Raw genomic sequence first — 17814 nt, 5'->3', positions numbered from 1 at the left:
TTTTTTCGGCTCTTGTCACCCCCGGCGGGCGGCTCGAACCGTCAGCGGTGGGCAGGTCCGGATCGGGCATGCGGCGCCCCGGCCAACGCGATTGGCGGCAGCCGAATTCGGGTATGACCTCGCGAGCGCATCGAACGGGGATGCGGGCTTGTGCGGGGGACGTGATCGACGATGGTCGGTTGGCTAGACGAACTGCAGCGACGGAATCGAACCGTCGGCGTGATCATCGCCGTCATCTACAAATACAACGACGACCAGGGCGGTTACCTCGCTGCCCTGATCACCTACTACGGGCTGGTGTCCCTGTTTCCGCTGCTGCTGCTGTTGACCACGGGCCTGGGAGTGGTGCTGGCCGGGCGACCCGATCTGCAGGCGCAGGTGCTACACAGCACGCTGAGCCAGTTCCCCGTCCTCGGCGGCCAGCTGCATCACCCTGAGGGACTCAGCGGAGGAACGGTGGGCGTGGTCATCGGCCTGCTCGGGGCACTCTACGGCGGCCTGGGTGTGGGACAGGCGCTGCAGAACGCGATGGATTCGGTGTGGGCGGTCCCGAAACACAAGCGGCCCAACCCGATTCGATCCCGCCTGCGCAGCTTGCTGCTGCTGTTGGTGCTCGGTTCGGCGGCCATCGCGGCGACCGTGTTGGCCGCGGCGGGTCACGCCACCGGCGCAGTCGGCATTGTCGAAAAGGTCGGCCTCGCGCTTGCCGCAGTCGCGATCAACGCGTTGATCTGCTTGGTGGCTTTCCGCGTGACCACCGCCCGAGCACTGACATACCGGCAGGTGCTGCCGGGCGCGGTTGCCGCGGCCTTCATTTGGCAAATGCTGCAGTGGTTCGGCGCCGGCTATGTGGCGCACACCGTGAAGCGGGCCAGCGCCACCAACAGCGTGTTCGCATTGGTGTTGGGGGCGTTGGCCTTTCTGTTCCTCGCGTCGATGGCCCTGGTGATGTGTGCCGAAATCAACGTCGTCTTGGTGGAAAAGCTCTACCCGCGCGCTTTGCTCAGCGCGTTCAGCGACGACGCGGATCTGACGCCGGCCGACCGCAGGACCTACACCAAGAAGGTCAAGGCCGAACGCGTCAAGGTCTTCGAGCGTGTCAGCGTGCGGTTCGATGACGTCAGGAGCGTTCCCGCGAAAACCATTGGACGCCTTGGGGGTTCCGACGACTCGCGCCGCTCTGATACACCCTGAGGAAGGCCTATGTCCGGCTCAGGGCGAGTCGTCGTATCCGGCGCAATAGTGTGCAGTCATGAGTCTGGTCACCTATGAGCTGCAAGATCACGTCGCCACCATCACCCTGAATCGCCCGGAGGCGCGCAACGCCATCAACGGCGCGCTTCGTCAGGACCTCAACGGGGCCTGGGATCGTTTCCGCGACGACCTGGATGCATGGGTCGGGATCCTGACGGCCAACGGCAGCGTGTTCTGCGCCGGCGGCGACCTCAAGGACGGCGAGGGCTCGGTCGGCACCTTCGGCGGCACCTTCTGGGAGAAACCCACGATCAACTCGTTCGAGAGCGGGATGGAACTGTTCAAGCCGACCATCGCCGCCGTGCACGGTCCGTGTATCGGCTACGGGGTGACCGGGGTGTTGTTCTGTGACTTCGTGATCGCCAGCACCGAGGCCACGTTCTGTTTCCCCGAGGTGTCGATCGGAGTGCCCACCATCGTCGGGGCGATCCGTCTGCCGCAGCGGGTGGGCTGGGCCAACGCCATGGAACTGCTGTTGACCGGGAAGCCGATGAGCGCCGAGCGGGCCAAAGAGGTCGGCCTGGTCTGGAAGCTCGTCGAGCCCGACCAGCTGCAGGCCGAAGCCCAGGCCTGGGCCCGCACCCTCACCGAGGCCGCTCCGTTGGCCCAGCGGGCGACCAAGGAGGTGGCGTGGCGGGCCGCGGACATGGGCTGGATCGAGTCGGTGCGTTTCGGTGAGACGATGCGCAAGGTGGCCGGCGCGACCGAAGACGTGGCCGAGGGTATTCGGGCGTGGCGTGAGAAGCGCACGCCGCAGTGGCGTGGCCGCTGAGGCGTACGGATGCCGCAGAACCAGCCACCGGCACCGGCGTGGCGAGCCATATGTCAGGATTCGGGGATGAATGCACGCAGACTTGCTCGCTTCGTTGGTCTCTCGGTTGTGACGGCGTGGGCGCTGCTGAGCGCACCCATCGGTACTCCTACCGCCGCCGCTGATCCGTGCTCGGACGTCTCGGTCGTCTTCGCCCGGGGCACCCATCAGGAGCCCGGCCTCGGCAACATCGGACAGGCTTTCGTCGACTCGCTCACGTCGCAGCTCGGTGGACGATCCGTCGACGTCTATGCCGTTAACTACCCCGCCAACGACGACTACCACAACAGCGCGAACGCCGGCGCCAACGACGCGAGCGCTCACATTCAGGACACCGTGGCCAGTTGCCCGAACTCGCGGATCGTGCTCGGCGGGTATTCGCAGGGCTCGACGGTGATCGACCTCGCCACCAACGCGATGCCGGCGCCGACGGCCGATCACGTTGCCGCGGTCGCCCTCTTCGGCGAGCCGTCCAGTGGCTTCTCCACCATGTTGTGGGGCGGCCAACCGCTGCCGACGATCAACCCGGCGTATGGCGCCAAGGCCATCAGCCTGTGCGCCCCCGACGACCCGATCTGCTCGGGTGGCGGCAACATCATGGCGCACGTTTCCTACATCGACGCCGGGATGACCGCTCAGGCCGCGACGTTCGCGGCCGACAAGATCAACCAAGCGGCGCCGCGCGTCTGAGCCCCGACGGGCCCGGTGCCGGCCGTCCTGCACGTGCGCCTAGAAGAAGTCGCCGAGGCCCACCGGCTAGAAACGCCGTCGGCGACGGCGATTGCGCTTGCCTCCGCTACGGCCCGATGGTGACGGGGTCACCCACGCGGATAACGCCCTTGGTCACCACCGAGAGGTAGGCCCCCGCGCACGGCTGCGCCCCGTGACCGCCTGTGTTCAAACGGTTTTCAGTCGCGGGTATGCGAAGCGCTTGCGGGGCCCGCGGCAGCGGGCCGTGTTCCAGCGTGGGAACCACGCACCGCGACGTGGCCGTCAGCACGCGTAGCCTCGCTTCACCGACGGTGATATCGCCTCCCACCCAGTCGTTTTCGGCGTACGGCGGATAGTCCGGCGGCGTCGCGATCACCAGATTCGGCCGGTAGCGCAGCGCCTCCACACCGATGTGCTCGAGGGTTGCCGTCGTGATCGCGTGCAGTGGAGCTTCGTCGGTGAACGAGTCGCCCGGGGTGGCCTGAGCGATCCGCAGAACACGCCCGTCGACCTCGGCGTCGAGACCGAGTTCGAGCAATTTCTCCGGATCGGGGCGTACCAGCGTGGCCCCGTCGGGGCGCTGCGCCACGAGCCGGACGCGTCGTCCGGTCAATCGGGAGATCAGCTCGTCGACACCGGGGTCATCGATGGCCACGTTCGTCCCATCGGGCAATCTGATGCTCACCCCCTCGGCATCCACGTGGGCGGTGCACGTCAACAGGTCACGCCAGAGCCGCGGATTCTTGGCGCTGGCCACATGTCCGGTTTCGCCGTCCACGAGGGCCAGCCGCCGGTCGCCCTGGGCGCCGCCCTCGTCGACCGACAGGGCATCCAGCGTTTCGCCGAGCATCGACTTCACCGGATAACGGCGCAAAGCCTGCACCCGCATCTGCACGGCACCGGGACCGTTGCCGTCCGTCGACTTATCCATAGGCACCTTCACTCGAGCGTCACTGCCCACTGTGCCCGAAACCGCAGGGTGCCACCACTGATCAGCCGGGCGGCGCGGTCACGACGATCGACTGACGGGTCAGCCCGGGAGCAGGCGCTTTTTCTGCTCTTCGAATTCCTGCTGCGTCAAAATTCCGGCGTCGCGCAGCGATGCCAGCTCGCGCAGCTCGGCGGCGATGCTCGTGATCGGTCCGCCCGGTGGAACCTGCGGGGTGGTTGACGACTCGTCCGTCTTCTGTTTCTTCGGGTCGCGCGCCACCTTGGCCGTGCCTGCCGCGCTGCGCTCCTTGCCCAAGGCGCCGGTGCCGGCCATCGCGCGTCCGGCCATGCTGGCCACCGCCATCTCGCCGAACAGACTCCCGGTGCCGCCGGGAGCGGCCGCGGCCGCGGCCTCCACCACGGCACCGACGCTGGTGGCCGGCAATGCCAGGGCGGCGGGTCGTATCGCCGGGGCGGCGGCCGTCCACCCGGGCGGTACCGACAAGCCCCCGACGGTGTTCGCCTCGGCCAGGCCTGCCGACGCCAACGATCCGAATCCGCCCGCTGGATTCGTGATGACCGGGAACGGCGACGGCGGCACCGCGCCCGTTCCCGGCCAGGACTGCATCCCGGCCCAGCCACTGACGATGTCATCGGTGTGAAAACCGGTCAGCGCACCGGCGATGTCGAAGGGTAGGGCAATCGTCGCCGTGGGTGCGTCGACGCCCATCCCGACCAGGCTGCCCGGTGCGTCCAGGAAAATCGTGATGAGGTCGGCCTCAAGGTCGAGCGCGTTGAGCGCCGACGGGTCGGCGGCTGCATTCGGACTCACTGCAGCCCTGGTCAACATGTTGGGTACCGCCGAGAAGGATTGCTGCGTAACGGCGTTGCGCGTGCTCCCGGCGGCGGTGCCGGTGGCTTGGGCCACGGCTTGGGACTGATCGGCGTCGGAGCTGGTGGTCTGTTCCGGCTCGGCGAACGGTGTCAGCGTGGTTGCCGAGGCCGTGGAACCCGCATAGCCGAACATCGCCGCGGTGTCACGTGCCCACATCTCGGCATAGTCGGTCTCGGCCGTGGCGATCGCCGGCGTGTTCTGCCCGAGGACGTTGGTCGCGACGAGGGCCGCCAGCAGGGTGCGGTTGGCCGTGATCACCGGCGGCGGCACCGTCTCGGCGAACGCGGTCTCGTAGGCGAAGGCCGCGGCTCTGGCCTTGGTCGCGGTTTCTTCGGCCTGCGCGCCGGTGGTCCGCATCCACTCCAGATAGGGGGCGATCGCCGCGGCCATGGCCGCGGCCGACGGGCCAACCCACGGACCGGAAGTCAGGGCCGTGATCTCCGCCTGGTACGAGTTCGCCGTCGACTGCAGGGCGGCGGCCAATTCGTCCCAGGCCATCGCAGCGGCCAGCATCGGTCCCGACCCCGGACCGGCGTACATCCGCGCGGAGTTAACCTCCGGCGGTAGTACTGCGAAGTCCATGTCGTTCTCCTCCGATCGCTTTCATGGCTGCGGGAGCATCGACGGCTGCGGTGCGCGTCGTATGGGGGTAGCCAGCCGTGCAGCAAACAAATCGCAATCCCTCTGATGTTGCCGGCACCGCGAACGAAGACGGCCTAATGAGACCGTCCCGACTGCTGAGGGATCGGTCTCACCCGTTCGCAGGTGTGGCCCACGTTAACGAATACAGCGAAATTGTTGCGATGGGTTAACGATAGGTTACCGGCGCATGACACAGGAAACTCACAAGGGTTCGGCGCGTTGGTGGTGGGACGGTGGGCTCGCGCCCAGCGGGTGAGGCATCGTCGGCTCTGCTTGGATTCGTGGCACCACCGCGAGTGAGGTCCGTCGATGAAATTTGTGCTGACCGCCTACGGCAGCCGCGGCGACGTCGAACCCTGCGCCGCCGTCGCACGGGAGCTGCGATGCCGGGGCCACGACGTCGTGATCGCGCTGCCACCCGACAAACTGGCCCTGGCCGACTCGGCCGGGCTTACCGCGGTCGCCTATGGGCCCGACAGCCGCGAGCAGCTCGACAGGGCCACCGATTTCGTGCGCCACGCGCGGGATCCGATCAGCGCGCTGCCGCACCTCGTGGAGCGTGCCACCGACATCTGGACGGAAAAGAGCGAAACCCTGGCCTCGCTGGCAGCCGGTGCTGATCTGCTGGTGGCCGGGATGAACGAGCAGCGGCTCGCCGCCAACGTCGCGGAGCGGTTCGGCATTCCGCTGGCCGTGCTGCACTTCTTTCCCGCGGACAGGTTGGAACTCGGCTGGTTGCAGTCACACGTCACGAGCGCGGCCGAAGGCGCGCAACGTCACGCGCTCGGTTTGCCCGCCGAAGCCGGACCGTCGGCGCGGCCGGCGCTCGAGATTCAGGCCTACGACGAGCTGTGCGTACCCGAGCTGGCGAAGCAATGGGCCAGCCCGGAGTGCCGACGGCCCTTCGTCGGTTCCCTGACGCTGGAATTGCCTAGCGATGCCGACGACGAGGTGTTGTCCTGGATCGCCGGCGGGCCGCCGCCCATCTACTTCGGGTTCGGCAGTACGCCCGTCACGTCCCCGGCCGAGACGGTCGCCGTGATCAGCGCGGCGTGCGCGCGGTTGGGCGAGCGGGCGTTGATTTGCAGCGGCCCAAACGATTTCGCCCATATCCCACCCACTGCCCACGTGAAGATCGTGCAGGCGGTGAATCACGCCGCCGTCTTTCCGGCTTGCCGCGTGATCGCGCACCACGGCGGGGCCGGCACCACCGCCGCGGGCATGCGGGCCGGGGTGCCGATGCTCATTCTGTGGCTCTGGCTCGATCAGCCGATGTGGGCCGAGGCCGTCGACGCGTTGGAAGTCGGCCTGGGGCGGGCGTTCTCGGCCTCTACCCTGGACTCACTGGTCGCGGACCTGCGCCGAGTGCTGGATCCGCGCTACCTCCGCCGAGCCCGCGAGGTCGCCGCCCAAATGATCAAATCCACCCAGAGCGTTGCCCGCGCCGCCGACCTCCTCGTGGACGCCGCCCGCACGGCGCGGCCGGACTGATCGGCTGGGCGGTGGTGCAAAGCCGGTCGGTCGTGTAAAAGGTTCTGGTGCACGAACCGCCGAGTGGATCATTCGATCCGTCGATGCTGCGCGAAGCGCTCATCAGGCGGATGTATCGCCGATCGTCGGCCGAGGGCCACATCAGGGTGCCGGCCGTGCCGGATCTGATCGACGAGTACGTGCAGTTGTGCGGCAACGTCTGCGCCACGCTGGGCGTCTGGTACACCCCCGAACAGTCCGCACACCTGCGGGCCGCGCTGGAAGCCGAGTTGGCGAAGTCCTTCAAGGCCTCCCCCCGGTCGGACGTGGTCATCTCGTATCACGCACCGTTCGGGTCGGGCGGCGTGAACTTCCGCATCCAGGCCGACGCCCGGACGATCGAGGCCGACTACGAGCAGTGGATTGGCGTGCGCCCGGCGCCGCTGTTCGGCACCGAACCCGATGCGCGCGTGCTGGATCTGGCCGCGGAAGCGGCCGACCCCGCCACCCACCGGGTCCTGGACGTCGGCGCGGGAACGGGGCGCAACGCCCTGGCCCTGGCCCGGCGCGGCCATCCGGTCGACGCGGTGGAGATGACCGCCAAGTTCGCCGAAGCCATGCGCGCCGAAGCCGACAGCGAATCGCTGCGCGTGAACGTCATCCACAGCGATGTGTTCACGGCGCTGGAGGGTGCTCACGCGAAGTACCACCTGATGGTGCTCTCGGAGGTGGTGCCCGACTTCCGGACTCCCCACGAGTTACGCGGCATGTTCGAACTCGCCGCGGAGTGTCTGGCCCCCGGTGGGCGCCTGGTCTTCAATACCTTCCTGGCCCGCGAGGGCTACGTGCCCGACGACGCCGCGGTGCAACTCAGCCAACAGTGCAACAGCATGATCTTCACCCGGGCGGAGGTGAGCGATGCGGCGGCCGGCCTGCCCCTTGAGTCCCTTGCCGACGACTCCGCCTACGAATACGAGAAGGCGCGGCTGCCCGCCGACGCGTGGCCGCCCACGGCCTGGTTCGAGGGGTGGGCCAATGGCATCGATGTGTTCGACGTCGAGCGCGACGACTGCCCGATCGACCTGCGCTGGCTCGTCTTTCAGAAGACGGGCTGATCCCGTTTGGCGCCGAGCACGTCTATGCGGTCAGATCGCGAGTAGCCGGCCCTTCCAACAAGGTGCCGTCGGGTGCGAAGCGCGACCCATGCAGCGGGCATTCCCAGGCTTTGTCGGCGTCGTTCCAGTTCACGATTCCCCCGAGGTGCGGGCACACCGGTGAGACGCGGTGCTCGACGCCGTCGACGCGGCAGCGGGCTTCCAGGCGCCACGGCGGACCGCTCACCACGCCGCCTTCGTCGTCAACGGGGCTGCGACGGCCGATCCGCGTCGCCGGGGTGATCCAGCCCTTGGTCAGATTGAAGCCGACCTCGAGGTTGGCCTGCAGGGCTGTCGCCAGGCCGGACAGCTCGTGCGGACTCCAGCTCGCGAACGCCCGGGCCCAGTCCATCCGGCCGCCCAGGATCCGGCTCGACAGCGCCAACGCGGCAGCAGGACCATTGGTCATGCCCCATTTGTTGAAACCCGTTGCGACAAAGATGGTTTCGCTATTTGGCAGGATGGGCCCCACGTACGGCAGGTGGTCGATGGGCGTGTAGTCCTGCGCGGACCAAAAATGGGTCTGCACGGCGCCGGGATAGTGCTTGCGCGTCCACGCCGACAGCTCGTCCACCGCGTCGGACGGGCTCTTCGCGCGGCCCACCGTGTGCCCGGCCCCGCCCACGATCAGCCTCTCGCCGTCAGCGACCGGCGCGTAGCGCACCGAACGCGTCGGCGAGTCGGCGGAGATCATCATCGGCCGGGTGATGTTGCCGGGAACCTTGAAGGCGAGGCAGTAGGAGCGGCTGGGCTTGACCCGCGCGAAGTACCCGCCGCGGTCCAGGATCGGGATCCCGGTGGCGAGCACCAGTTTGGCGGCCTGAAGTTCGACGTCTTGCCGGGCGGCGTCGTTGACATGCACGCGCACGCCCCTGCCGCGCGAGGACACCCGCCGCACCCGGGCCTGCTCGACCAGGCGCCCGCCGCGGTTGAGCAGCTCGACGGCCAACGAGTCGAGGAACGACATCGGGTCGAACTGCGCCTGGTCGGCCAGCCGCACACCGCCGTGATACTCGAACGGCACGTCGGCATCGTCTTCCCACACCGCCGGCAGGCCGGCCGCCTGGCACGCCTTGAGCTCGGCGCGCGCCGACGGGACGCCCCGAGCCGACTGGGCGTAGGTGTAGGCGTCCTCGCGCTGCACCGCCACACCGTGCGCGTCGCAGTGCCCCAGCACCCACTCCTGGCCCTCGCGATTGCCGTCGACATAGGCGCGCGCCACATCCTCGCCGTGCCGCGGCAGCACCTTCGAGAGCTGGCTGCCTTGCAGCAGGCTGATTTTGGCGGTCGTGTTCCCGGTGGCGCACGCACCCACCGTGCGCGCCTCCAGCACCAGCACGTCCTTGCCCGCACGGGCCAGCAGAACCGCCGTCATCAGGCCGGTGATGCCGGCGCCCACGACGATGACATCGGCGGACGCGGGACCATGGTCAAGGGGGCTTGCAGCCCAAGGCCGTTCGGTTCGGTCGGTCATCCACAAAGAAGTCACGGCTGTGCTGATACCCCAACCCGGCAGGAGGAAACGCCGCGCGCGGTCCATCCCGGCTTCGGCCGGCGCATGGCGTCTCACGTTTACCGAGAGCACGCCGCGGGTTATCAGGGGCACAACATGACAATCAGTTGGTCTCACCGGCTCCTGCTGGCCGTGTTTCTCGTGGTCGGGGTGGTCGGCGCGATCCAGATCGCATCGCGGGGTCCTCACTCCGGGACGGCCGCGACCACGCCCGGACCGGCGCGAGTAGCGTTCACACCCGGCCCCGATGCGCGCGACGTCGACCCCGTCGCCCCGGTGATGGTCAAGGCCGAGGCGGGCACCCTGGCCGGCGTCGACATGGTCAACGACACCGGTCATCCGGTCCAGGGCGTCATGACGCCGGACAACCTGGTGTGGAAGCCCACCGTAGCGTTGGGCTACGGGCGCACCTACACGCTGACGGTCACCAGCCGCGGCACCAATGGCATTGTGGCCGAACAGGCCTCGACGTTCACCACATTGCGGCCGTCCAACCAGACCAAGGTGTCGTTCACCACCACGGCGGAGTCCGCGCTGCGAGACGGCGCCGCCTACGGTGTCGGAACGGTCATCGTCGCGCACTTCGACGAGCAGATCGCCGACCGAGCCGCCGCCGAGCGACACCTGGCCGTGACCACCACCCCGAAAGTCCAGGGTTCGTGGTTCTGGGTCGACGGCCAAAATGCGCATTGGCGGCCAGAGCACTACTACGCTCCGGGGACACAGATCACCGCCGAGGCACAAATCTACGGAATCGCTTTGGGCGACGGGCTCTTTGGGCAAGACGACACCCGGGTCTCGTTCCGGATCGGGGATGCGCACGTCTCGATCGCGGACGACGCCACCAAACAGGTGAGCGTCTTCGACAACGGAGCGCTGGTGCGCACGATGCCCACCAGCATGGGAATGGGCGGCACCGAAGACGTCGGCGGACGCAAGATCTCCCTGTGGACCCCGTCCGGCGTCTACACCGTGCTCGACAAGGGCAATCCGGTGGTCATGGACTCCTCGACGTTCGGGTTGCCCAAAAACTCCCGGCTCGGCTACCGCGAAACCATCAACTACGCCACCAAGATCAGCACGGACGGCATCTACCTGCATGAGCTCGAAGCGACGGTGTGGGCGCAGGGGCACCGCGACACCTCCCACGGATGCTTGAACCTCAACGCCGACAACGCGAAATGGTTCTACGACTTTTCGGTGCCCGGTGACGTGGTCGAGGTCCGCAACAGTGGCGGGCCGCCGCTGGCCCTGGCCCAGAACGGCGATTGGACGCTCGGTTGGGACCAGTGGCGCAAAGGCAGTGCGCTCAAGCCCACGTGAAGTCAGCCTGACGTCGCCGTGAAGTGACTCAGCTCATTTGTCACCCGGGATTGTGCCCCATTTCACAAGAAACTCTTGACTGGTTCCAGATAAGTGCGTCATATTGGTGCGGTGTCATCGACGGCCGATTACGCGGACAGGTTGCGGATGGCCGATCTGCGGGTGACCCGCCCCAGGGTTGCCGTGCTGGAAGTCGTGGACGCCAATTCGCACGCCGACACCGAGACGATCTTCTCGGCGGTGCGGATGGGCCTGCCCGACGTCTCCCGCCAAGCCGTGTACGACGTCCTCAACGCGCTGACGGCGGTGGGCCTGGTCCGGCGGATCCAGCCGTTGGGCATGGTCGCGCGCTATGAGTCGCGGGTCGGCGACAACCACCACCACGTCGTCTGCCGGTCCTGCGGAACCATCGCCGACATCGACTGCGCCGTCGGTGACGCGCCCTGCCTGACACCGTCGGACGACGAGAACGTTCTTGATGGCTTCGTTCTCGACGAGGCCGAAGTCATCTACTGGGGCCTGTGCGCCGATTGCTCGACGGCAGGCTCCTAGGTCACAGCCCGTGATCGCAGCCCGATTCACCCACCCTCGAAAGGAATGCTGTGTCATCTGATACATCCAGTAGCCGTCCACCCCAGCCAGACACCGGGACGGCCAGCACGAGCGAAAGCGAGAACCCAGCGATCCCTTCACCGCAGCCGAAGGCCCATGCCCCACGGACCAACCAGGACTGGTGGCCCGACCAGGTCGACGTCTCGAGGCTGCACCCGCATTCGCCGCAGTCCAACCCGCTCGGCGACGACTTCGACTACGCGGCGGAGTTCGCCAAGCTCGACGTCGACGCGCTCAAGGCCGACATGATCTCGATGATGACCACGTCGCAGGACTGGTGGCCGGCCGACTACGGCCACTACGGCGGCCTGTTCATCCGGATGAGCTGGCACGCCGCCGGCACCTACCGCATTCACGACGGCCGGGGCGGCGCCGGCCAGGGCATGCAGCGTTTCGCCCCGCTGAACAGCTGGCCGGACAACGCGAACCTGGACAAGGCCCGCCGGCTGCTCTGGCCGATCAAGAAGAAGTACGGCAACAAGATCTCGTGGGCGGACCTGATCACCCTTGCCGGCAACGTCGCCCTGGAGTCGATGGGGTTCAAGACCTTCGGCTTCGCCTTCGGTCGCGAGGACGTGTGGGAGCCCGAAGAGATCCTCTGGGGAGAAGAGGGCGAATGGTTGGGCACCGACAAGCGCTACTCCGGTAAGCGCGATCTCGCGCAGCCATACGGCGCGACGACCATGGGCCTGATCTACGTCAACCCCGAAGGCCCGGAGGGCAAGCCGGACCCGATCGCCGCGGCGATCGACATCCGCGAGACGTTCGGCCGGATGGCGATGAACGACGAGGAGACCGCCGCGCTCATCGTCGGGGGGCACAGCTTCGGCAAGACCCACGGCGCCGGTGACGCCGACCTGGTCGGCCCCGAGCCGGAGGCCGCCCCGATCGAACAGCAGGGGCTCGGCTGGAAGAGCTCGTATGCCAGCGGTTCGGGCAAGGACGCCATCACCAGCGGCCTGGAGGTCGTCTGGACGCCCACCCCGACGAAGTGGGACAACAGCTTCCTGGAGACGCTGTACGGCAATGAGTGGGAGCTGACCAAGAGCCCCGCCGGGGCCTGGCAGTTCACCGCCAAGGACGGCGCGGGCGCCGGCACGATCCCCGATCCGTTCGGTGGTGCGGGCCGCGCCCCGACGATGCTGGTCACCGACATCTCGTTGCGGGAGTCCCCGATCTACGCCGACATCACGCGGCGCTGGTTGGACCACCCCGACGAGCTGGCCGACGCTTTCGCCAAGGCGTGGTACAAGCTGCTGCACCGCGACATGGGACCGATCACCCGCTACCTGGGCCCGTGGATCGGCGAGCAGCAGCTCTGGCAGGACCCCGTCCCCGCCGTCGACCACGAGTTGGTCGACGACAAGGACGTCGCGGCGCTGAAGAAAAAGGTGCTCGACTCCGGGCTGTCCATTCCGCAGCTGGTCAAGACGGCGTGGTCGGCGGCGGTGAGCTATCGCAACACCGACAAGCGCGGCGGAGCGAACGGCGGGCGGCTGCGCCTCGAGCCGCAGCGCAACTGGGAGGCCAACGAGCCCTCCGAGCTGGACAAGGTGCTGCCGGTGCTGGAGAAGATCCAGCAGGACTTCAACGCCTCGGCACCCGGCGGCAAGAAGGTCTCGCTGGCCGACCTGATCGTCCTGGCGGGCTCGGCGGCCGTCGAGAAGGCGGCCAAGGACGCCGGCTACGAGATCGCGGTGCACTTCGCGCCGGGGCGCACCGACGCCACGCAGGAGAGCACCGACGTGGAGTCGTTCGCGGTGCTCGAACCGCGGGCCGACGGGTTCCGCAACTACATCCGTCCCGGCGAGAAGGCGCCCCTCGAGCAGCTGCTGATAGAGCGGGCGTACCTGCTCGGCGTGACCGGTCCGGAAATGACCGTGCTCGTCGGGGGCCTACGTGCCCTCGGTGCCAACCACGGCAGCACCAAGCACGGGGTGTTCACCGACAAGCCGGGCGCGTTGACCACCGACTTCTTCGTCAACCTGCTCGACATGGGCACCGAGTGGAAGGCGTCGGAGACGGCGGAGAACGTCTACGAAGGACACGACCGGGCCTCCGGCGCGCTCAAGTGGACCGCGACCGCGAATGACCTCGTCTTCGGTTCCAACTCGGTGCTGCGTGGACTGGTCGAGGCCTACGCCCAAGACGACGCCCACGGCAAGTTCGTCGAGGACTTCGTCGCGGCGTGGGTGAAAGTCATGAACAACGACCGGTTCGATCTCAAGTAAGGCCGGATGGCAAGCGACACCCCGCGGGCGGTCGGCTCGCGGGGTGTCGTGCTCCGTGGGTGGGCCACCGCCCACCATCGAGAGTGGGGCTGATGCACTGAGTCGAGGCGGATTTCGTGCATAGGCCCCACGGTCGACACGAGGATCACCGGGATCAGCGAGCCAAATCCCACTGCCCGTAGTCGGGCGCGAGGACATCGTCGACGTCCACGTTGATCCCGCCGAGCAGCGGACCCGGGTTCGCCGGGCTGTTGACCACCGCCTGGTAGAGAACCGCCGCGGGTTCGCGCTCCCCGTGCGACCACGATCGCGTCTGCCACGCCCACCGGTGCCCCGGCGTGCTCGAATTCCCGATGACGCCGTCCCGGATCGCCCACCCGCACGCCCTGGCATGCCCGTAGACACCGGTGCGACCGACGCCCAGCACCGAGTTGATCCCCCGAAACCAGTCGACGGCAACGCTATTCCAGGTGTCGACGTCGATATCGTCGTCGATGCTGAAGAAGATCGGCGCTGAGTCCGGTCCCCCGGCCGCGGCGTGCAGCCTCAATGCCGTCTGGGCGTCGGCCACGCCGCCGTCGTGCCCGCGCGTGCAGTCCGACGGGTCGGGCCAACCCGGCTTGCCGTATTGAAAGTTGCTGACGATCTGAAGGCCGGCCGCGCGCAGCGAGTCCGCATACTGGCGGGTGATGGGCTTGGCCTCGAAGTTCGCGCCCGGCCGTGACTCCGACACGTAATTGACCACGCCGCCGTATCCCGCGGCCTTGATCTCGTCGGGCGCGATCCTCTTCTCGGCGAAATCGATCAGCGTCAGACCGGCGGCCGCCGCTTTCGGCCCGTCGGTAATCGCGCCCGCCGCGGCCAGACTCAGCAGCGCCGGGGCGAACGCGTATTTCAGGGCGTCGCGTCTGGAAACAGATCGCGGCGCGTGTCCCGCCGGTGCAGCCGAATCCCGCACCGCGCGATGGTAACAAAACCCCTCAGCGGCTTATTGTGGCCGGTCAGCGCTGGGCAGCGGCGCCCGAGAGCCGGAAGATCCCGCCAGCCCGCGCCTCCAGACCGCGCCTCCGGAACCTACCGGTCGAAACGATGGCGGCCATCCGCCGGTGGCATGATCGTCGCGTGTCGGACATCCCGAGGGCCGGCTACCCGCGGGACAGTGGATTTCAGGCTCGTTGCGCTCGCTTAGGTGATCGAACTATAGTCTGGACACATGTCCAGTTTGCTGCCACGGAGTTCGGGAGCCCGTTAAGCGCGATGGATTCGGCGCCCTACCGCGGTCATTTTCCAGCAAAGAAGAGTTGAGTATGCGAATTGCCCTGCTGTCCTACCGTAGTAAGACCCATTGCGGCGGACAGGGCGTCTACGTGCGCCATCTCAGCCACGGCCTGGTGGAACTCGGTCACGACGTCGAGGTCTTTTCCGGGCAGCCGTATCCCGACCTACTCGACCCCCGGGTCCGGCTCACCGAAGTTCCGAGCCTTGATCTCTATCGGGAGCCCGACCCCTTCCGGGTGCCGCGGCCGAGCGAAATTCGCAACTCCATCGACCTGTTGGAATTGCTCACCACATGGACGGCCGGCTTTCCCGAACCGCGAACGTTCACGATGCGCGCCGCCCGGTTATTGGCCCAGCGGACAGCCGATTTCGACGTCGTCCACGACAACCAGAGCCTGGGTACCGGGCTGCTCAGTATCGCCGGCGCGGGGCTGCCGGTTGTGGCCACCGTGCACCACCCGATCACCCGCGATCGGGTATTGGATCTGGCCGCGGCGCGATGGTGGCGAAAACCGTTGGTGCGCCGCTGGTATGGGTTTTTGGGTATGCAGCAAGAGGTCGCCCGTCACGTCCCCGACCTGCTGACGGTGTCGTCATCGTCGGCCGCCGACATCATCAGCGACTTCGGCGTTTCGCCGGACCAGTTACACGTGGTGCCGCTCGGGGTGAACACCGATCTGTTCAAACCGGGATCCGGCCCACGAGAGCCCGGTCGAATCATCGCGATCGCCAGCGCCGACACCCCGCTGAAGGGCGTCCGTACCCTCTTGCACGCGATCGCCAGGCTGCGCGTCGTCCGGGATCTCGAGTTGCGGCTGGTCGCCAAGGTCGAACCCAACGGCCCGACACATAAACTCATCGCCGAACTCGGAATCTCCGACATCGTGCACATCGCCAGCGGGCTCTCCGACGCCGAGCTGGCGGCCTTGTTCGCGTCCGCGGAGGTGGCCTGCATTCCGTCGCTCTACGAAGGGTTTTCGCTGCCGGCCGTGGAAGCCATGTCCAGCGGCACCCCGATCGTCGCCAGCCGGGTGGGCGCGCTGCCCGAAGTCCTTGGGACGGACGGCGCGTGCGCCGAACTGGTGCCGCCCGCCGACGTGGACGCCCTGACCCGCGCACTCGGTGAGCTCCTGGATTCTCCGGAAAAGCGCCGCAACCTCGGCAAGGCGGGACGAACCCGCGCGGTCGACGTGTTCAGTTGGGAGGCGGTGGCCGCCCAAACGGTTCGGGTCTACGAGCGCGCGATCGCCCGCCACGCGCAAGGTGCGGCGCCATGCTGACGGTCGATTTCGACCGGCTGGGAATCGGGCCGTCGTGCAAGGTCATCGATGTCGGTTGCGGCGCTGGGCGGCACGCGTTCGAAGCGTATCGGCGTGGTGCCGATATTGTCGCCTTCGACCGCGACGAGGCCGAATTGCGGTCGGTCGACACCATCTTGCGCGCGATGGCCGAGAATGGCGAGGCGCCGGCCGGATCGTCGGCGAAGGTGGTTGCCGGGGATGCGCTCGCGTTGCCCTACGCCGATCAGACATTCGACTGCGTCATCGCCTCGGAGATCCTGGAGCACATACCGCAAGACGACGTCGCTATCGCCGAACTGATCAGAGTGCTCAAAGTCGGTGGCACGCTGGCGGTCAGCGTGCCCCGCTGGCTACCCGAGCGGGTGTGCTGGTTGCTGTCCGACGAATACCACGCCAACGAGGGCGGCCACGTACGCATCTACCGTGCCAGTGAGTTACGCGGCAAGATCCTCGATGCCGAAATGGAATTGACCCACACCCACCACGCGCATGCACTGCACTCACCCTTCTGGTGGCTGAAATGCGCCCTGGGCGTCTCCAACACCGACCACCGGGCGGTGACCGCCTACCACAAACTTCTGGTCTGGGACCTGATGCAGCGGCCCAAGATCACGCGGCTGGCCGAGTCGATGCTCAACCCGCTGATGGGCAAGAGCGTGGCGATGTACTTCGTCAAACAGCAGGAGGCGGAAAGCCAAGCGACTGCAGGATATTCAGTTGCATCGGTCTAACCTGCCAGCGGTTGCGGGGGTACTCACTCCCGAGCAGTGCCGACAGACCGCGCTGTCTATTGCCGCCGCGCAGGAGTCGTCGGGAGCCATCCCCTGGTTCGACGGCGGGCATACCGATCCGTGGGATCACGTGGAGTGCGCGATGGCACTCACCGCCGCCGGCCTGCTGGAGCCGGCGCGGGCGGCGTTCGACTGGAGCCGCCGCACCCAGCGGTCCGATGGCTCCTGGCCCATCCAGTTCCGGGCGGGCGTGATCGAGGATGCCAACAGCGACAGCAATTTCTGCGCCTACATCGCCGCCGGCGTGTGGCACCACGTGCTGGTGACGGGCGACGAGTCATTCGCGGCCGAGATGTGGCCGGTGGTGCACAAGGCGATTGATTTCGTCATCGACATGCAGGTCGGCAACGGCGAGATCGGTTGGGCTCGAAGCGGAGCCGGCTTGCTGCCGGAAGCCCTGCTGACCGGGTGCTCGAGCGTGTTTCACAGCATCCGCTGCGCGCTCGCGCTGGCGGCCTTCGTCGGGGATCCGCAGCCGGAGTGGGAATTGGCGCTGGGCCGCCTGGGCCACGCCCTCACCGACCACCCGGAGGCGTTCACCGAAAAAGACCGCTACTCGATGGACTGGTACTACCCCATCCTCGGCAGCGCCTTGCGAGGTCCGGCGGCGGCCGCGCGTATCAAGCAGCGCTGGGATGACTTCGTGGTCGACGGTCTGGGCATCCGGTGTGTGGGCGATCGCCCGTGGGTGACCGGCGCCGAAACCTGCGAGCTGGTGATGGCGCTGGACGCCCTCGGCCAGCGATCCGATGCTCATCGCCAATTCGCCGCGATGCAACACCTTCGCGAGGACGACGGATCCTATTGGACGGGACTGGTTTTCGCGGACGGGAAGCGGTGGCCCGAGGAACGCACCACCTGGACCGGCGCCGCGATGATCCTGGCGGCGGATGCCCTG

Annotated in this window: 15 protein-coding genes; 11 read left to right on the top strand and 4 right to left on the bottom strand. The window is 67.5% G+C overall.

All coding sequences use genetic code 11. The features are described from left to right. Positions 1 to 171 precede the first annotated feature (171 nt). The 3 genes from Q0W90_RS07590 to Q0W90_RS07580 all read left to right on the top strand — a co-directional run bounded on the left by Q0W90_RS07590 (position 172) and on the right by Q0W90_RS07580 (position 2755). The gene (locus Q0W90_RS07590; RefSeq protein ID WP_297595500.1) at positions 172 to 1194 is read left to right on the top strand and encodes a YhjD/YihY/BrkB family envelope integrity protein; all 1023 of its coding nucleotides are present in this window, start codon (positions 172 to 174) and stop codon (positions 1192 to 1194) included. Between the two features lie 58 nt (positions 1195 to 1252). After that, positions 1253 to 2026, top strand: coding sequence for an enoyl-CoA hydratase/isomerase family protein (locus tag Q0W90_RS07585; protein WP_297595499.1), 774 nt, complete (start codon positions 1253 to 1255; stop codon positions 2024 to 2026). Between the two features lie 66 nt (positions 2027 to 2092). Next, complete coding sequence (locus Q0W90_RS07580; RefSeq protein WP_297773915.1) at positions 2093 to 2755, top strand: cutinase family protein; 663 nt, start codon at positions 2093 to 2095, stop codon at positions 2753 to 2755. A gap of 106 nt (positions 2756 to 2861) precedes the next feature. Here the strand turns inward: Q0W90_RS07580 and Q0W90_RS07575 are convergent, their stop codons facing one another. Beyond that, positions 2862 to 3707, bottom strand: coding sequence for an MOSC N-terminal beta barrel domain-containing protein (locus tag Q0W90_RS07575; protein WP_297697724.1), 846 nt, complete (start codon positions 3705 to 3707; stop codon positions 2862 to 2864). Positions 3708 to 3806: 99 nt separating this feature from the next. Next, positions 3807 to 5183 (bottom strand): PPE domain-containing protein, encoded by a 1377-nt coding sequence (locus Q0W90_RS07570; RefSeq protein WP_297595496.1) that lies wholly within the window; start codon positions 5181 to 5183, stop codon positions 3807 to 3809. 369 nt (positions 5184 to 5552) lie between these two features. On the opposite strand from Q0W90_RS07570, the gene Q0W90_RS07565 reads away from it, so the two are divergent. Continuing rightward, complete coding sequence (locus Q0W90_RS07565) at positions 5553 to 6734, top strand: glycosyltransferase (protein WP_297773911.1); 1182 nt, start codon at positions 5553 to 5555, stop codon at positions 6732 to 6734. A 47-nt stretch (positions 6735 to 6781) separates the two neighbouring features. Further along, positions 6782 to 7828, top strand: coding sequence for a class I SAM-dependent methyltransferase (locus tag Q0W90_RS07560; protein WP_297773908.1), 1047 nt, complete (start codon positions 6782 to 6784; stop codon positions 7826 to 7828). Positions 7829 to 7850: 22 nt separating this feature from the next. On the opposite strand, the gene Q0W90_RS07555 is transcribed toward Q0W90_RS07560, so the two are convergent. Continuing rightward, entirely contained in the window at positions 7851 to 9341 is a 1491-nt protein-coding gene (locus Q0W90_RS07555; protein ID WP_297773906.1) for an FAD-dependent oxidoreductase, read from the bottom strand. A gap of 135 nt (positions 9342 to 9476) precedes the next feature. Here Q0W90_RS07555 and Q0W90_RS07550 point away from each other — a divergent pair, with 135 nt between their 5' ends. From Q0W90_RS07550 to katG, 3 genes are all read left to right on the top strand, one after another. After that, entirely contained in the window at positions 9477 to 10703 is a 1227-nt protein-coding gene (locus tag Q0W90_RS07550; RefSeq protein WP_297595492.1) for an Ig-like domain-containing protein, read from the top strand. A gap of 111 nt (positions 10704 to 10814) precedes the next feature. Beyond that, positions 10815 to 11255 carry a Fur family transcriptional regulator gene (locus tag Q0W90_RS07545; protein ID WP_297595491.1) on the top strand — a complete coding sequence of 147 codons (441 nt, stop codon included), beginning with the start codon at positions 10815 to 10817 and terminating at the stop codon, positions 11253 to 11255. Positions 11256 to 11305: 50 nt separating this feature from the next. Further along, positions 11306 to 13546 carry a catalase/peroxidase HPI gene (gene katG / locus Q0W90_RS07540; protein ID WP_297773901.1) on the top strand — a complete coding sequence of 747 codons (2241 nt, stop codon included), beginning with the start codon at positions 11306 to 11308 and terminating at the stop codon, positions 13544 to 13546. Between the two features lie 154 nt (positions 13547 to 13700). On the opposite strand, the gene Q0W90_RS07535 is transcribed toward katG, so the two are convergent. Next, complete coding sequence (locus tag Q0W90_RS07535) at positions 13701 to 14504, bottom strand: DUF1906 domain-containing protein (RefSeq protein WP_297773898.1); 804 nt, start codon at positions 14502 to 14504, stop codon at positions 13701 to 13703. A gap of 349 nt (positions 14505 to 14853) precedes the next feature. On the opposite strand from Q0W90_RS07535, the gene Q0W90_RS07530 reads away from it, so the two are divergent. The 3 genes from Q0W90_RS07530 to Q0W90_RS07520 form a co-directional block, all read left to right on the top strand. After that, positions 14854 to 16104: a glycosyltransferase family 4 protein gene (locus tag Q0W90_RS07530; protein WP_297599863.1), complete on the top strand. Its 1251-nt coding sequence runs from the start codon at positions 14854 to 14856 to the stop codon at positions 16102 to 16104. Next, on the top strand, positions 16098 to 16856 hold the full coding sequence (locus Q0W90_RS07525; protein WP_297773895.1) for a methyltransferase domain-containing protein: 759 nt from the start codon (positions 16098 to 16100) through the stop codon (positions 16854 to 16856). The genes Q0W90_RS07530 and Q0W90_RS07525 overlap by 7 nt, the downstream gene beginning before the upstream one ends. Further along, on the top strand, positions 16843 to 17814 hold a 972-nt coding region (locus tag Q0W90_RS07520), incomplete at its 3' end, for a prenyltransferase (protein ID WP_297773892.1). The genes Q0W90_RS07525 and Q0W90_RS07520, both read left to right, overlap by 14 nt.

Origin of the sequence: Mycobacterium sp. (assembly GCF_025933915.1) — a bacterium.
Taxonomy (GTDB): domain Bacteria; phylum Actinomycetota; class Actinomycetes; order Mycobacteriales; family Mycobacteriaceae; genus Mycobacterium.
This window is presented reverse-complemented; position numbering and strand designations above follow the sequence as displayed.

Coding starts and splice junctions, on each gene's coding strand:
- Q0W90_RS07590 (WP_297595500.1), top strand. CDS start 172: ATGGTCGGTTGGCTAGACGAACTGCAGCGACGGAATCGAACCGTCGGC.
- Q0W90_RS07585 (WP_297595499.1), top strand. CDS start 1,253: ATGAGTCTGGTCACCTATGAGCTGCAAGATCACGTCGCCACCATCACC.
- Q0W90_RS07580 (WP_297773915.1), top strand. CDS start 2,093: ATGAATGCACGCAGACTTGCTCGCTTCGTTGGTCTCTCGGTTGTGACG.
- Q0W90_RS07575 (WP_297697724.1), bottom strand. CDS start 3,707: ATGGATAAGTCGACGGACGGCAACGGTCCCGGTGCCGTGCAGATGCGG.
- Q0W90_RS07570 (WP_297595496.1), bottom strand. CDS start 5,183: ATGGACTTCGCAGTACTACCGCCGGAGGTTAACTCCGCGCGGATGTAC.
- Q0W90_RS07565 (WP_297773911.1), top strand. CDS start 5,553: ATGAAATTTGTGCTGACCGCCTACGGCAGCCGCGGCGACGTCGAACCC.
- Q0W90_RS07555 (WP_297773906.1), bottom strand. CDS start 9,341: ATGACCGACCGAACCGAACGGCCTTGGGCTGCAAGCCCCCTTGACCAT.
- Q0W90_RS07550 (WP_297595492.1), top strand. CDS start 9,477: ATGACAATCAGTTGGTCTCACCGGCTCCTGCTGGCCGTGTTTCTCGTG.
- Q0W90_RS07530 (WP_297599863.1), top strand. CDS start 14,854: ATGCGAATTGCCCTGCTGTCCTACCGTAGTAAGACCCATTGCGGCGGA.
- Q0W90_RS07525 (WP_297773895.1), top strand. CDS start 16,098: ATGCTGACGGTCGATTTCGACCGGCTGGGAATCGGGCCGTCGTGCAAG.